Raw genomic sequence first — 15,065 nt, forward strand, 5'->3', positions numbered from 1 at the left:
TGCAGTTGCGAGGGTGTCTAACTCTTTCGTCACACATCGAGCATGGGCACCCTCGCCCTATCTCCGCAGCTATGCCTTGGCATCAATCATCTAGACGCGGCCGAGTAGACGGCCACGGCTTGCGTTGGTCAGGACTTGCGTTGGTCAGGGCCTGAGGTGGTCACGGCTTGCGGTGGTCAGGGGCTTGCGGTGGTCGCGGCGGTGGCTACGGCTTGCGGTGGCTACAGCCTGCGGTGGTTGCGGTGGCGATGGCTACGCCTGCGGTGGTCGCGCGACTGCAGGGGTTACGGTGCCCGGCGCTGTCCGCTGCCATCCGCTGCCACCCGCGTCGTGCGCGGCCCAGGCCCTGTTGTCGTCATCCACAGCCTCGACGCTCACGCTCTCCCTTTTCCACAGAACCGCGTTCGGCCTCTCCCCGGCCCACCCTCCCACGGCACCGTGTCCTCAGGTCGCGGGCAGTCGGCCCGCCGTATGGGAGGCACGGGATGAACGACATCTACATCACGCTCACCGGCAACGTCGCAGCCGAGCCGAGACAGTACAGCTTTGACGAGGGCGTCAAGGTCACCTCGCTGAGGGTGCTCACGTCCCACCGTTACTTCGACAGGAAGACCGGCCAGTGGACGGATGGCGAAAAGGTCTGCTTCACGGTCCGCTGCTGGCGGGCACTGGGGGAGAACGTCGCGGCGTCCGTACGGGCGGGCCAACCCGTGGTGGTGTCGGGCAAGTTGCGCATCCGCGAGTTCGGCGGAGAGGGCGACCGCCGCTTCGTCCCCGAGATCGAGGCCAGCTCGGTGGGCCACGACCTGCGCTGGGGCACCGGCGTCTTCACCAAGCCCGAAAGGGGCGGCCTCGGCACGATGAGCAGGGAGATGCGCGACCGACTGGACGAGGAGACCCGCGACTGGGCAATGGGCACGCGTCCCGCCCAGCGCCCTGGGCACCGCCCCGGCTTCACCGAGGCACCTGACGCATCCCACGCCGACGGGCCCACCCGCCGGGAGGGGGCGGATGACGGCACGGTCCACCCGCTGACGACAAGGGAGGATGGGGCCCGTACGTGGGGGTCGGAGGAGGGCGCGCTACACACGTGGGAGTCGGAGGGCGGCAACGTACGCACTTTGGGCCAGACCGACGACACGGTCCGCATCCTGGGCGCGAGGGGCGAGATGGAGGAGCCCGAGACGAGGGCTGACGGCGCGAACGAAGACGGCGACGCCGCGCAACCCGCACTGGAGGAACGCACAGCCGCGTAACCAAGTCGCCCCTGTCACCAAGCGCCTCCGCCACTGAGTGCTCCTGTTATTGAGCGCCCGCGCATCCCAAGCGCCCGAGCATCCTAAGCACCCACGAATCCCAAGCACCCACGCATCCCACGCATCCCAAGCGCCCGAGCATCCCAAGCGCCCGCGCAGCCGGGGAGGCCGCTTAGCCCAAGCCGGTGCGTGCGTGACACCCGGTGCGTACCTCCAGCGGGTGCATAGCCGAGCGCGCGTTGAACGGCCATGGACTCGACGAGCGTGGGCTGGGTGGGCGCGGGCTGGACGAGCGCGGCTTGGGCGGGCCTGGTCGGGTGGGCGCGGGTCGGATGGTTCGGCTCGGATGGGTTCCCGACCCGTGCCCCATTCAGCTTCGCGTCCCCAGCTTCGCGTCCCCAGCTCCGCGTCCCCAGCTCCGCGTCCCCAGCTCCGCGTCCCCAGCTCCGCGTCCCCAGCTCCGCGTCCCCAGCTCCGCGTCCCCAGCTCCGCGTCACTGCTCTGAGCCCTCAAGTCCTGGGGCCTTAAGTCCTGAGCGTCCTGAGTTCCCAAGCCCTGGGCCTCGTGCACGTCCAGCCTCGTCGCACTCGCCCCCGTGTCCGCCAGTCGTATGCGCGCCCGCACGGCCCGTGCCCCCCACCCGAACCCATCCGGGCCGTGCCGATCTGGGCCGAACCCATCCGACCCCGGTCGGGTTCATGGTCGGAGTTGGGCGGTCAGGGCTGTGGTTGAGGGTGCCCGTTCGGTGACATGTGTGATGCCGTCCCGTGACGCATCTCAGCCGGTGAGTCGTACGGAGACGGGCGCATGAGGGTGCGGTCGGCGCAGCGGTGAGCAGTCGAAGTGGGGCGTAGAGCGGAGGCGGCAGGTGAGGTTGACGGCGGCGAGAGGGATGGCAAATGCGGCGCCGTATGCGCGGGGCGTCCGCGCGACCCGTGCTTGGGCGGCCGGCGTGGCCCATGCGCGCGGCTCGTGAGAGCGGGCCGCGCGCGTGGGCCATTTTGGGTGTCGTGCCTGCTCACAGGTGGAGGGGAGTGGGGGAAGTGAGCGTAGCGATCAAACCGGAATGGAGGGGAGAAGGGGGCCACCGGCCGAGTCCCGATGACACCCCCAGGGACCGCCGATGGTGTGTTGCCCGTGTCAGATACCTAGAGCATCTGTCACGTCCAGGTCACGCCCCGCACCATGGCTGCTCCTTTCCAGCACGGCTTTTTTGTCACGTCCCGCTCGTGAATTGAGCAGGTGTGTTCCTTGCCAACGTATCGGTTCCCATCGCACAACGCACACTCCGCAATTATTGTGTTACACATCGTTAGTTTGGGAGGAGACGGGATGGCGGTGACGAGTCACGCCTCGATCAAGTCTCGCGACGCTGTGTCAACGCTGGCCGACCGCTGGCCACTGCTTGGGCAACGTCGGCCGCTCGTGATCTACCTGTGCGCGATTGTCGCTCTTGATCTCGTCGCGATCGTCGTGTTCTCGGCCACTACCGTTTTCCAGTGGCGCGACGCGCTCACGTTCACCGCCCTGATGGCGTGTGGAGCGGTGTGCATCGAGGCCAGCAGGCGGTTGGGCATGCCCGCAGGGGTGTCCCGCGACCTGCTGTCGGCGTGGTGGCTGCCCGTGGCTCTGCTGCTGCCGCCGGTGTACGCGCTCTTCGCCCCCATCGGGCTGCAGATCCTGCTCCAGGTCCGCGTACGGGCGACCGTGCTCTACCGCCGGGTGTTCAGCTCGGCCGCCATCGGGCTGGCCGGGTGCACCGCCTCCCTGGTGTTCCACCGGCTCGTGGACGATCCGTGGGTCCTGTCGCGGGGCAGCGGGCCGCCGATCCTCTTCGCGGTGGCGGCCGCCGTGCTGTTCTCCCTGCTCAACATCGCGCTCATCGCCATCGCCGCCCACACGGCCGACCCCGACATGAGCTGGCGGGAGGTTCTGTGGAACCGGGAGAGCGTGCTGCTGGACATCGTCGAGCTCTGCCTCGGGGTCACGGTCTCCATCGCCTGCGGCCTCAACCTCGCCCTGCTGCTTCTCGCCCTGCCGCCCGTGGTGCTGCTGCAACGCAGCCTCCTGCACGCGCAACTCCAGGCCGCAGCCCGTACGGACGCCAAGACCGGCCTGCTCAACGCCGCCGCGTGGCAGCGTGAGGCCGACACCGAGATCGTCAGAGCCCGCCGCACGGGCGACTCGCTGGCACTGCTGATCATCGACATCGACCACTTCAAACGGGTCAACGACGCTCATGGCCACCTCGTCGGCGATCAGGTGCTGGTCGGGGTGGCCTCGTTGTTGCGCAACCAGCTACGCGAGTACGACGTGGTGGGGCGGTTCGGGGGTGAGGAGTTCGTGATCCTGCTGCCGGGGGCGGACATCGACGAGGCCCGCCAAGTGGCCGAACGCCTGCGCGTCGGCATCGGGCGTATGGCCGTGCCCGTCGACGACACTCTGGTCAGGGTCACGGTCTCGACCGGGGTGGCGTTGATGAGCGTGCACGGTGACGACCTGATCGATCTGCTGACGGCTGCGGACCTGGCTCTTTACCGGGCCAAGGAGCTGGGACGCGATCGGGTCTGCATCCCCGCTGTGCCGCCTCCGCCTCCGCCTCCGCCACCTCCGCCGCCACCTCCGCCGCCGCCACCTCCCGCTCTCCCCAACGACACCCCCACTCCCTGACTCCGTCCCCACCTCCCATCCTCATCTTCTGGCCCCGAGGCCCACTTCCGTCCGCACTTTCTGGCTCCAATGCCTACCCTCGCCCTCACCCCCACCCCTGGTCTGAAGCGCCGACTTCTGCTCCCGTTTCCTGGTTCCGGGTCCGCTTCCACTTCCGTTTCCTGGTTCTGGGGGCTCGCTTCTGCTTCCACTTCCTGGCTCTGAGGTCCGCTTCCAGCCTCACCTCCCGGGATACCCCCTTCTCGATTGGGCGTGTCCCTTGGCTGGGTTGGTTTGTGGTTGGGGGTTGGAGCTTGTGGGGGTGGGTGGGGGCTGTGGTGTGCGGCTGGGGGTGGTGGGAGTTGGGGTGTTCACCTGCGCTTCGAGGGTTCGGTCTGCGCCCTGTGAGTGTGGTCGCGGACCGTACGCGGGAGGAGCGGCGGAAGCCTGGGCTGGGAACCCCTAAGCTAGGGGGCATGCCGGAGTACATCTACACCCTGCAGCGCGTGCGCAAGGCGCACGGTGACAAGGTTGTCCTCGACAATGTCACGCTGTCGTTCCTGCCCGGAGCCAAGATCGGTGTTCTGGGGCCGAACGGCACCGGGAAGTCGACGCTGCTCCGGATGATGGCCGGCCTGGATCAGCCATCCAACGGTGAGGCCAAGCTCATGCCGGGCTTCACGGTCGGCATGCTCCAGCAGGAGCCGCCGCTCAACGAGGAGAAGACCGTCCTCGGCAATGTGCAGGAGGGCGTCGCCGAGACGATGGCGATGCTCCAGCGCTACAACGACATCGCCGAGCAGATGGCCACCGACTACAGCGACGAGTTGCTGGAGGAGATGGGCAAGCTCCAGGAGCAGCTCGAGCACCGCAACGCCTGGGAGCTGGACAGTCAGCTCGAGCAGGCCATGGACGCCCTGCGCTGTCCGCCGCCCGACGCCGAGGTGGCCAAGCTGTCCGGTGGTGAGCGCCGCCGGGTCGCGCTGTGCAAGCTGCTGCTCGAAGCGCCCGACCTGCTCCTGCTCGACGAGCCCACCAACCACCTCGACGCCGAGAGCGTGCAGTGGCTGGAGCAGCACCTGGAGAAGTACGCCGGCACCGTGCTGGCCGTCACCCACGACCGCTACTTCCTCGACAACGTCGCCGGCTGGATCCTGGAGCTCGACCGGGGCCGTGCGTTCGTCTACGAGGGCAACTACTCCACCTATCTGGACGCCAAGACCCAGCGGCTCAGGGTCGAGGGCCAGAAGGACGTCAAGCGCAAGAAGCGCCTGGAGGACGAGCTCGAGTGGGTCCGGTCCAACCCGAAGGCCCGCCAGACGAAGAGCAAGGCCCGGCTCCAGCGCTACGAGGAGATGGCGGCCGAGGCCGACAAGTTCCGCAAGCTGGACTTCGACGAGATCCAGATCCCGCCGGGCCCGCGCCTGGGCACCACGGTGATCAAGGCCGATGAGCTGACCAAGGGGTTCGGCGACCGGCTGCTGATGGAGGGGCTGACGTTCGACCTGCCGCGTAACGGCATCGTCGGCATCATCGGCCCCAACGGCGTCGGCAAGACGACGCTGTTCCGCATGATCACCGGCGGCGAGACGCCCGACACGGGCGCGATCGTCGTCGGTGACACGGTCAAGATCTCCTACGCCGACCAGAGCCGGGGCGGCATCGACCCCAGCAAGAACGTGTGGGAGGTCGTCTCCGACGGGCTCGACCACATCAAGGTCGGCAACGTGGAGATGCCGTCGCGGGCGTACATCGCGGCGTTCGGGTTCAAGGGGCCCGACCAGCAGAAGAAGTCCGGGGTGCTGTCGGGCGGCGAGCGCAACCGGCTCAACCTGGCACTCACGCTCAAGCAGGGCGGCAACGTGCTGCTGCTGGACGAGCCCACCAACGACCTCGACACCGAAACCCTGTCGTCGCTGGAAAACGCGCTGCTCGACTTCCCGGGCTGCGCCGTGATCACGTCCCACGACCGGTGGTTCCTCGACCGCATCGCGACCCACATCCTGGCTTGGGAGGAAGGGTCGAACTGGTTCTGGTTCGAGGGCAACTTCGCGGACTACGAGAAGAACAAGATCGAGCGGCTGGGTGCCGACGCGGCGCGTCCGCACCGCGTGACGTACCGGAAGCTGCACCGCGACTGAGCGGCTGAACGACTGAGCGACTGAGCGAAGAGATCTCTCGCAGAGCGCAGCGGGCCGTGCGAGTGGTCGTGCGTCGCTGGGCTTAGGCTCCTCGGTGCTCGGTGCTCGGTGCTCGGTGCTCGGTGCTCGGTGCTCGGTGCTCGGTGCTCGGTGCTGGGCTCAGGTTCCTGGGGTGTCGTGAGTGGATTGTCGGCCCCTGGCCGCCCCCACCGATGAAGGGTGGTGGCGGCAGGGGCGGTCGTGGCTTCCGGGCCGTGCTGAAGGCTGGCGTTACGTGTTCCGCCTGTCAGGGGGATCGGGCTGGTTTTGGTGCCGCTGTTATGGCTTTGTCGATACCTTGGCCAGGGCGGCGAGTGACTCGACGAAGAAGTAGATCACCCGGAAGAAGGCCAGCACGTCACCCCGTTCGAGGCGCAGCCTCCGGTACATGACCATCCGTCCGGGATCGGCACCCCCCAGCAGTTCGCGCCAGGCGGCTTCGTCTGCGACCAGTACGTAGTCGGCCGCGCCCGGGTCGGAGGTGATCTTCGCCGCCGTGCAGGTGCCGTCCTTCCAGGCCAGCAGCACGTACGTGCCCGTCTCCCGTACGCCCAGCGCCCACGTGGCGGTGTGTCCGGAGCGGGCCCGTTCGATCCAGTTCCAGTACGACGGCAGTTTGCGCTCCCGCTCGGCGGCGGAGGGGCCGGCGTTCACGGAGGCGCGTACGGCCTGGGCCCATTCGTCGGTGAACCAGCGCACGCCTCAGCCTCCGGCCAGCTCGGGTTCGATGCGGGAGACCTGTTCGCGGAGGTCGGGTGTGAGCGCGATGCCCACGTCCGTCAGCTTCATGTCGAGCTGGCGGATCATGAGCCGCTGGACCTCCTCGGGCGTCCAGCCGAGCGACTCCAGCGCGAGCCGGCGGCTGGTGGCTCCGTTGACGGCCAGGATCGTGCGCAGGGTCTCGTGGATTTGCAGCAGCAGTCTCGGATCCTCCCGTACGGAGTCGCGCAGGAACCGCATCCCGAACTGCACGTGCCTGGCCTCGTCGCGGCACGTCGCGGTGAACCCCGTGTAATAGCCCGGCAGGAACCCCCGCTCCCGGCAGTAGGTGAGCGTGATCTTCATGACGGACAGCGCGAGCACACCCTCGATCCACAGGAAGTACGTGGTTCCGTAACGCACCCTGGCCGCCGGGTTCTCGGGATCCCTGCGCAGCTCGTCGGCCTGGTACGCCAGCAGACCGAACGGCCCCACGAACGTCTCCGACACGTGCTCGAACGACGCGTCCAGCACCTCCTGGACGGTGTCGCCCGGCATGCCGACCACCTCGCGGTAGAAGCGGTCGAAGAAGACGGTGTGGCGGGCCTCGTCCTCGATCTGGCTGGACATGTAGATCTTGGACTCCTCGGACCCGCCCAGCATGAACACCGGCAGCTCCACCTCCACCTGCCGCTCCCCGTGGTGGAAGCCGGCGGAGATCCCGACGAAGGCGTCGCGCTCCGCCCGCGTCATGCGTTCGCGCCAGTCGAGGACGTCCTGGGAGAAGTCCAGCTCGTAGACGTCCCACCGCTGGCGCAGGTAGCGCCGGTACAGCTCGGTGTAGCTGGGCAGCCGTTTGAGGTCGCGGTGCAGGTAGGCGAGCACGTCGTCGATGTCGAGATCGCGGATCTGGCGCAGGTCGGAGTCGGCGACGCCGGGCCTGTCGGTCATGCTTCCGCCTCCCCCGACGGCGAATGCGGCGGTGGTGCGCGTGGTACGCCGCCATGGCCCATTGAACCTCAGGATCTCCGGGATGAACAGGACGAGGCAGCCGCGCGCCACGGCGAGCCCTGCCTGCTCGGGTGGCCGTTCGTTCGTGCGTGGGTGGGGCTGGGACGGTGAGGGGGCACGGGCAGGTGATGCGTGAGCGGCTAGAATGCCATTCTAGGATTGTCTAGAGTGAGGAGCCCCTCGTGGACCTGGACGGTCTCGACATGTCCTTCGATCACACGGCCGTGGCCGCGCCCCGGATCAGGGATCTGCTGCCGATCTACCACGACCTGCTCGGCGGACGGCACCTCGGCGGCGGGGGTGATCAGCGGGTGGCGGGCTATCGCACGCTGCAGCTCACGTACGCGAACGGTGGCAAGGTCGAGCTCATGGAGCCGCTGGCCGGATCGACGTTCTTCGACAGCTTCTTCGAGCTCACCCGGGGGAGGGGCGGCGTCCATCACCTGAACTTTCACGTCGGCGACCTCGGGGCCGCCGTGGCCGCGCTGACCGAACGCGGCTACCGTCTGCACGGTCTCAACCGGTCGGACGTTCGCTGGCAGGAGGTGTTCCTGCATCCGAAGGAGGCGCATGGCGTACTGATCCAGCTTGCCCAGCCGGGGTCGCGCGAGCCGGGTGAGCCGCGTCCGACGCTGGAGGAGGTGCTGGCCGGGCGCGGCAGGAACGGCAACGGGATTCCCAGCCCCTGAGCGCGCCGGAGGTCCCCGAAGGCCGGCGCTGCTGGGCGTGGCGCTGCGGGTGGTGGCCGTGACGGTGTGGGGCTGCGGCGTGGTGCTGTTGCGGGCGGCTGGCGGCCGGGTGATCGGGTGACCGGGTGGTCGGTGGTTGGCTGGTCGGTGGTTGGGAGGTCGGGCCGCGAGGATGTCCTTCGCGTTGCCGATGTCGGGGGAGGTTGGCGCGCGGGCCGGGCGGCCGGGCGGCTGGGTGGCTGGGTGGCTGGGTGGGTTTAGGGGTGGTTGTTGTTGCTTGTAGTACTTTTAGGGGACTTGTCGGCCATGCATGGCCTTGCTCACTCTTCCGGCATGCCTTCGCGTTCTGAGCCCAGGGGACACGACGTGATTCGCATCGCGGTGATCGACGACCACGAGCTGATCCGCCATGGCCTGGAGTACCTCCTCCACCGCTACGACGACCTCAAGGTCGTGCTCAGGGGCGCCGGTCTCGGTGACCTGCGCGACTCGGATCTGGACCACGACGTGCTGATCCTCGATCTGTACCTGGCCACCGACCGGCCGTGCGTGGCCGAGATCAGGGAGCTGTCGGCGGTCACCAGGGTGCTGGTCGTCTCCGCCTCGGGACGGCCCGGCGACGTGCTGGCCGCCGTCCGTTCGGGCGCCAACGGGTACGTCACCAAGGACGCCCCCGCCGAACTCGTCGTGGACGCCGTGCGTACAGTGGCGGCGGGTGGCTTCTACCTGTCGGCCGGACTGGCCGACATCCTGCAGCACGAACTGGACTCGCCCGGTCCCGGTCCCGGCTCTGAATCCGCGCTGCCGCGATTGTCGGAGCGGGAGGAGCAGACGTTGTCCTACATCGCCCAGGGGTTCACCCACGCGCAGATCGCCCGCCGGATGGACATCAGCAAGGCGACCGTGGACACCTACGTCGAGCGGATCAGGACCAAACTGCAGGTCGGCAACAAGGCCCAGCTCACCCGCGCGGCCCTGAACCGCCTCGAACACCGCCACCGGCCATGACCCCGGACACCGCCCGCGCGGCGGAGGTTGCCCGCGCGGCGGAGGTCGGCCAGGGGGCAGGTATGGCGGGCCGTGAGTCGGGGGTGGCGGCCGTTGAGCGTACTCGGGCGGTGGCGGTCTTCGCGCTTCAGATGGGGTCGGTGGTGCTGTGCGGGTCGCTGGAGGTGATCGGCGACGCGCGGTGGGCGGGGGTCTGGCCGATGCCCGCCCTGCTGGCGCTTCTCGTGCTGACCGGTCTGGCGATCTCCGTGCCGGCCGGGATCCGTCGCAGGCTCCCGTCACGGTGGTTGTTCGCCGCGCACTACGCGAGCGTGGCGGTGGTCTGCGTGGCCGCCCCGCGGCTGGCCCACGACCTCGTGGTGGTTTGGTGGCCGGGCAGCGCACTGCCGTACGTGCTGCTCACGGCCGTGATGGCAGGTGTCTCGTACCGGTCGTGGCAGGCGGTGGCCGCGTGGGTGGGGGTGCTGGGCGGGGCGTTCACGTACGGCAGCGTCATGACCGGCGACGAGTGGTGGGCGGTGCTGCCGCACGTGGCCGGGATGGTGGCCAACGGCGGCGTGGCCTGGTACGTGACCAGGATCCTCACCGGGAACGCCGGTGACCTGGATCGGGCGCGGGCCGAGGAGGTGCTGCGTACCGCGCAACTCTCGGAGGAGCGCGAGCGCGCCAGGACCGCCCGGCTCCTGCACGACCGGATCCTGCAGACGTTGGAGGCGCTGGTCAGGGACGGGTGGATCGCCGACGACGGGGTACGGGCGCGGGTGGCGGAGGAGTCGCGGTGGCTGCGGGCGTACCTGAGGGGTGACGACGGCGACCCGGAGGGCGACGTGCTGGCCGTGTTGGAGGCGGTGGTGGGGCAGGCCGTGGGGACGGGGCTGCACGTGGAGTTCAACGCGGGTCGCCTGCGGGGCTCCCCGGACCGCGAACGGGTGCCGCCGGAGATCGCCGACGCGCTGGCGGGCGCGCTGCGCGAGGCCCTGACGAACGTGGCCAAGCACGCCGGGGTCCGGCGCGCCGTGGTGTGGGCGGAGAGCCGGGCGGGCGTGCTCACGTTGAGCGTCCTCGATCACGGACGCGGCTTCGACCTGGCCCGCTGCCCGCCGGGTCTCGGGATCGCCCGCTCGATCGTCGACCGCGCCACCGCCGTGGGCGGCGCCGCCACCGTCGACTCCGCCCCCGCAGAGGGCACCCACGTCACCGTACGGGTGCCGCTCCCCAGCCACTTGCGCCGGGGTACGGACAGGTAACCCTTTGGAATTAGATTCTAGAATTTGCTGGGCTACGATGGCCGCATGGCGCGCAAGTCCTCGTGGGAGTGGAGCCGTACGGCCCAGACCCGTAAAAGCATGCTGCAGGCGGCTCGCGAGGTCTTCAGCGAGCACGGCTTCGCCGACTCCAGCGTCTCCGAGGTGGTCTCCCGGGCCGGTTCCAGCGTCGGCAGTCTCTACCACCACTTCGGCGGCAAGACCGAGCTGTTCCTCGCGCTCTACGAGGATCATCAGGCCGCCCACGAGCAGGCGTCCGCCTCCAGCGTGGCCAGGGCCAGGAAGGAAGGCGTCGACGACCCCGTGGAGCTGCTGATCGCGGGGGCTCGGGCGTACCTCGCGGGGGCGTGGGAGCGGCGTGACCTCGTCCGGCTCTTCATCGACGGCGACGGGCCGCCGGGTTTCGAGCTGATCCGGCGTACGCGGGGGCGCGAGTGGGTGCGTCAGAACGCGGTGTTGCTGGGGGCCGGCGGCGATCCGCTCGACAGGTTCACGGTGGCCGTGCTGACCAGCATCATCGGCGAGGCCGCGCGAGAGGTGGCCACTTCCGACACCGAGAAGGAGGCGCAGGAGGTCATCGAGGCGGCGATGACGCTGATCCGCCGCCTCGACCCGCTCCAGGTGCTCGACGAGACCTGACGCGACTCTGGTCTCGTTCGTCGCGGGGGCGGCCGGGATCGCGTCGTCAGGTGATGGTCGCGGGCCCGCGTCGTCAGGTGATGGTCGCGCGGCCGTGGTCGAGGGCCACGGTCCCGTCGTCCTTGGTGGTCCTGAACAGCACCTCGTCCCCGTCCCCCCAGATCGACACCGTCAGCGTCTCCCCGGGGAACACCGGGCTGGAGAAGCGTCCCGACATGGCCTTGAAGCGCCCCGGGTCCGACCCGGCCACCGTGTGCAGCAGCGCTCGGCCCGCCACCCCGTACGTGCACAGCCCGTGCAGGATCGGCCGGTCGAAGCCGGCCCTGGCGGCGAACTCCGGGTCGCTGTGCAGCGGGTTGAGGTCGCCGGACAGCCGGTAGAGCAGCGCCTGCTCCGGACGCGTCGAGCAGGTCACCCGGTGGTCGGGCGCCCGGTCCGGCGGGCTCCACGGGTCGCGCGGCCCCCGGTCGCCGCCGAAGCCGCCCTCGCCCCTGATGAACACCGAGCTGCGGGTGACGATCACCAGCTCGCCGCTGTCCGGGTCCACGGCCCTGGACTCGATGGTCACCAGCGCCCCCGACCCCTTGTCGTAGATCCCGGTCACCGTCGAGCGGGTCCGTACGCCTCCGGCCGGAGGCAGCTCCCGATGCAGCTCGAAGCCCTGCTCGGCGTGGAGCAGCAGGGCGGGGTCGAAGTCGCCCAGCCGGGGCCTCGGCGCCTGCGCCGCCAGCACGGCGAACGTCGGCAGCACCCGCTGCCCTCGCTCCGTCGTGAACTCCAGCTCGGCCGTGCCGGCTCCGACGCCGAGGGCGTACAGCATGGTGTCCTTCGCGGTCCACGTACGCTCCTGGGCCGGTCCTTCGACACCCACCAGTGAGTGGTCGAGCGGCATGTCAGTCCTCCCGTCCGGGGATGCGGCCGTTGGTGAGGGCGTTCTGGGCGGCCCGGCCGACGAGGGCGGGGATGACCGCGCCCAGCTCGGCCGGGTCCCACCGGCCGCCCTTGTCCACGCCGGGCCCGGCGTGCCAGCCCTCGGCCACGCTGATCGCGCCCGCGCGCACGTTGAACACCCGGCCGGTGATGTCCCGGGCCTCGGCGCTCGACAGCCAGACGACCAGCGGCGCGATGTCGCCGGGGTCGGCGCCGGACGCGCCCTCGGTCATGAGGCCCTCGGTCATGCGGGTCAGCGCGGCGGGGGCGATCGCGTTGACGGTCACGCCGTAGCGCGCCAGCTCCTTGGCCGCGATGACCGTGAGGCCCGCGATGCCCGCCTTGGCGGCGCCGTAGTTGCCCTGCCCCGGGTTGCCGTAGATGCCGGAGGACGAGGTCGTGTTGACGATCCGGGCGTCCACCGGCTCGCCCGCCTTGGCCTTCGCCCGCCTTCGCGCCCTGCCTGGCGAACTCCAGCGCGTGACCCCGCCCGATGCCTCTGGCCGCACCCGTGACGATCACCACGCGACCCTCGACGATCCCGCTCATCCGACACCTCATCCTTGACCGGCCGACCCTCTGAACAGAATTCTAGAAACACTCGGCTCCTTGCCCGGCGCGAGGCCACCCGGCAAAGCCCGGTACGGTTGCGGACGTGGTTGAACGCACCCCGTACGAACGGCACATCTATCCGCGCACGGTGAGATTCGGCGATGTCGACTCCCAGGGTCACGTGAACAACGTGCGCTTCCTCGACTACCTCGAGGACGCCCGCTTCGGCATGTTCCACATCGATCCGTACAACGCCGGCGACGAGCCGTTCAAGGGCCTGGTCGTGACCCGCCACGAGATCGACTACCGCCGTCCGCTCGGCTTCCGCGCCGCCCCCGTGCGCGTCGAGACCTGGGTGACCGAGATCAGGCCGGTGCGCTTCACGCTGCGCTACGAGATCGTCGACGACGAGGCACTCTACGTCACCGCCCGGTCCGTGCTGGCGGCCTACGACGTCGAGCGGGCCGCGCCGCGCAGGCTCAGCGAGGGGGAGTTGGCCTACCTCAAACGGTTCGCGGAGTAGCGCGCGGGATGCGACGGTGGCTGATGCTGGCGCTGGGCGTCAACGCGCATGCCAGTGTCACCCTGGGGCTGTTCGGCCTGCCCCTGGTCATGCCCGAAATATTGCGACATTTCAACGTCGTACTGCCCGTGGGTGGTCTCATCGGCAACGCTCCGGCTCTGGGGATCCTGTGCGCCCTCGTCGCCTGGGGCGCGCTGGCCGACCGGCACGGCGAGCGGCTGGTCCTGAGCCTCGGCGTGGGGCTGGCCGCCGCCCTGTTCGCCGTCACGGCCTTCGTCGAGCAGACGTGGGCGGTGGTCGCGCTGCTGGCGCTGTCGGGGGCGGCGGGCTCGGCCGCCATGGTCGGCGGCGGGCGGATCGTGCTGCGCTGGTTCGAGCCGCAGGAACGCGGCGTCGCGATGGGCCTGCGCCAGGTCTCCTTCACCCTCGGCATGGCCGTGGCCGCCTTCACGCTGCCGCCCATGGCCCAGGCGTACGGGCTGTCCGGAGTGCTGCTGCTCTGCTCCGGCGTGAGCCTGCTGGCCGCCGTCCTGGCCGCGCTGTTCATGGCCGAGCCGCCGCACACGATCTCCGGGGCACGGGCGGAACGGGCGCCCTCGCCGTACCGGCAGGCCGCGCTCTGGCGGGTGCACGCCACCAGCGCCCTGCACGTCGTGCCGCAGGTCGTGGTCAGCACGTACGGCGTGGACTGCCTGGTCACGGTCTACGGCTGGGACGACGTGGCCGCCGGGCGGCTGTTCGGGGTGGCGGCCATCGGCGGGGCCGTCGTACGCATCGCCGCCGGGCGCTGGTCCGACCGTACGGGGCTGCGCATGCGGCCCCTGCTCCTGCTCACCCTCTGGAACTTGGCGGTGCTGGCCCTGCTGGTCGCCGGGACGTTCACCGTCAGCGCCCTGGGCGTGGGGACGCTCGTCGTGGCGGCGGTGATGACCGTGGCGGGCAACGGGCTGGCGTACCTGTCGGCAGGGGAGCTGGCCGGGCCCGGCTGGGCGGGCAAGGTGCTCGGCACCCACAACACCGTCCAGAACAGCGTCTCCCTCGTGGTCACGCCGCTGGCCGGGGCGCTGATGCTGGGCACCGGCTACTGGGCCGGGTTCGCGGTCGGCCTGGCGTGCGCCGTGGCGTCGCTGCCCGTCATCCCCTTCCGCGGCGAACGGCCGCGAGGGTCGTGACCCGGCGACCTCCGGTGGAGAAAAGCACTCCCTCGGGGGGAATCAGCCACTCCCCGGTATGAGGAATGGAACTCCGCGTGGCAGGCCGTCGGGGATGCGCGTCAGGTGGGGGAGTTGATCAGGCTGTGGGCCGCGTAGACCAGATAGTCCCAGAGCCGGGTCTCCTGCTCGTCCGGCAGGCCGAGCGAGTCGACCGCGTCGCGCATGTGCCGCAGCCAGGCGTCGCGCTCCGGCTCGCCGATCACGAACGGCATGTGCCGCATCCGCAGCCGGGGATGACCGCGCTGCTCGCTGTAGGTCTTGGGGCCGCCCCAGTATTGGACCAGGAAGCCCCGCAGCCGCTCCTCGGCACCCGTCAGATCGGGCTCCGGATAGAGCGGCCGCAGGAGCGGGTCTTCCGCGACCCCCTCGTAGAAGCGCTGTACGAGGCGCCTGAAGGTCTCCTCGCCTCCGACGGCGTCGTAAAAGGAGGTCTCTGTCACGGTTATCAGC

Annotated in this window: 14 protein-coding genes; 9 read left to right on the forward strand and 5 right to left on the reverse strand. The window is 69.7% G+C overall.

The window, feature by feature from the left end:
- Window positions 1-485 precede the first annotated feature (485 nt).
- The 3 genes from ACZ6S0_RS51010 to ettA all read left to right on the forward strand — a co-directional run bounded on the left by ACZ6S0_RS51010 (window position 486) and on the right by ettA (window position 6,046).
- Complete coding sequence (locus ACZ6S0_RS51010) at window positions 486-1,256, forward strand: single-stranded DNA-binding protein (protein ID WP_465928075.1); 771 nt, start codon at window positions 486-488, stop codon at window positions 1,254-1,256.
- Between the two features lie 1,332 nt (window positions 1,257-2,588).
- Entirely contained in the window at window positions 2,589-3,926 is a 1,338-nt protein-coding gene (locus tag ACZ6S0_RS51015; protein WP_465928077.1) for a GGDEF domain-containing protein, read from the forward strand.
- Between the two features lie 455 nt (window positions 3,927-4,381).
- Window positions 4,382-6,046, forward strand: coding sequence for an energy-dependent translational throttle protein EttA (gene ettA / locus ACZ6S0_RS51020; RefSeq protein WP_465928079.1), 1,665 nt, complete (start codon window positions 4,382-4,384; stop codon window positions 6,044-6,046).
- Between the two features lie 318 nt (window positions 6,047-6,364).
- On the opposite strand, the gene ACZ6S0_RS51025 is transcribed toward ettA, so the two are convergent.
- Together ACZ6S0_RS51025 and ACZ6S0_RS51030 are read right to left on the reverse strand one after the other, a co-directional pair.
- Window positions 6,365-6,784, reverse strand: coding sequence for a hypothetical protein (locus ACZ6S0_RS51025; RefSeq protein WP_465928081.1), 420 nt, complete (start codon window positions 6,782-6,784; stop codon window positions 6,365-6,367).
- Window positions 6,785-6,787: 3 nt separating this feature from the next.
- Complete coding sequence (locus tag ACZ6S0_RS51030) at window positions 6,788-7,735, reverse strand: ribonucleotide-diphosphate reductase subunit beta (protein ID WP_465928083.1); 948 nt, start codon at window positions 7,733-7,735, stop codon at window positions 6,788-6,790.
- A gap of 242 nt (window positions 7,736-7,977) precedes the next feature.
- Between ACZ6S0_RS51030 and ACZ6S0_RS51035 the strand changes: the two genes are divergently transcribed.
- From ACZ6S0_RS51035 to ACZ6S0_RS51050, 4 genes are all read left to right on the forward strand, one after another.
- Window positions 7,978-8,484, forward strand: a complete 507-nt coding sequence (locus ACZ6S0_RS51035) for a VOC family protein (RefSeq protein ID WP_465928085.1) — start codon at window positions 7,978-7,980, stop codon at window positions 8,482-8,484.
- Between the two features lie 333 nt (window positions 8,485-8,817).
- Window positions 8,818-9,492 carry a LuxR C-terminal-related transcriptional regulator gene (locus tag ACZ6S0_RS51040; RefSeq protein WP_465928087.1) on the forward strand — a complete coding sequence of 225 codons (675 nt, stop codon included), beginning with the start codon at window positions 8,818-8,820 and terminating at the stop codon, window positions 9,490-9,492.
- A complete protein-coding gene (locus tag ACZ6S0_RS51045; RefSeq protein WP_465928089.1) occupies window positions 9,489-10,739 on the forward strand; it encodes a sensor histidine kinase in 1,251 nt (416 codons plus the stop codon). Before ACZ6S0_RS51040 ends, ACZ6S0_RS51045 begins: the two co-directional genes overlap by 4 nt.
- A 45-nt stretch (window positions 10,740-10,784) precedes the next feature.
- Window positions 10,785-11,396, forward strand: a complete 612-nt coding sequence (locus ACZ6S0_RS51050) for a TetR/AcrR family transcriptional regulator (RefSeq protein WP_465928091.1) — start codon at window positions 10,785-10,787, stop codon at window positions 11,394-11,396.
- 73 nt (window positions 11,397-11,469) lie between these two features.
- On the opposite strand, the gene ACZ6S0_RS51055 is transcribed toward ACZ6S0_RS51050, so the two are convergent.
- Together ACZ6S0_RS51055 and ACZ6S0_RS51060 are read right to left on the reverse strand one after the other, a co-directional pair.
- Window positions 11,470-12,288: a MaoC/PaaZ C-terminal domain-containing protein gene (locus ACZ6S0_RS51055; protein ID WP_465928092.1), complete on the reverse strand. Its 819-nt coding sequence runs from the start codon at window positions 12,286-12,288 to the stop codon at window positions 11,470-11,472.
- Window position 12,289: 1 nt separating this feature from the next.
- The gene (locus ACZ6S0_RS51060) at window positions 12,290-12,835 is read right to left on the reverse strand and encodes an SDR family oxidoreductase (protein ID WP_465928093.1); all 546 of its coding nucleotides are present in this window, start codon (window positions 12,833-12,835) and stop codon (window positions 12,290-12,292) included.
- Between the two features lie 146 nt (window positions 12,836-12,981).
- On the opposite strand from ACZ6S0_RS51060, the gene ACZ6S0_RS51065 reads away from it, so the two are divergent.
- Both ACZ6S0_RS51065 and ACZ6S0_RS51070 read left to right on the forward strand, forming a co-directional pair.
- Window positions 12,982-13,401: an acyl-CoA thioesterase gene (locus tag ACZ6S0_RS51065; protein WP_465928095.1), complete on the forward strand. Its 420-nt coding sequence runs from the start codon at window positions 12,982-12,984 to the stop codon at window positions 13,399-13,401.
- Window positions 13,402-13,409: 8 nt separating this feature from the next.
- Window positions 13,410-14,573 (forward strand): MFS transporter, encoded by a 1,164-nt coding sequence (locus ACZ6S0_RS51070; RefSeq protein WP_465928097.1) that lies wholly within the window; start codon window positions 13,410-13,412, stop codon window positions 14,571-14,573.
- A gap of 101 nt (window positions 14,574-14,674) precedes the next feature.
- Here ACZ6S0_RS51070 and ACZ6S0_RS51075 read toward each other — a convergent pair whose 3' ends face one another.
- On the reverse strand, window positions 14,675-15,055 hold the full coding sequence (locus ACZ6S0_RS51075; RefSeq protein ID WP_465928099.1) for a globin: 381 nt from the start codon (window positions 15,053-15,055) through the stop codon (window positions 14,675-14,677).
- Window positions 15,056-15,065 lie beyond the last annotated feature (10 nt).

The sequence above is a fragment of the Nonomuraea sp. NPDC051298 genome (assembly GCF_055586305.1).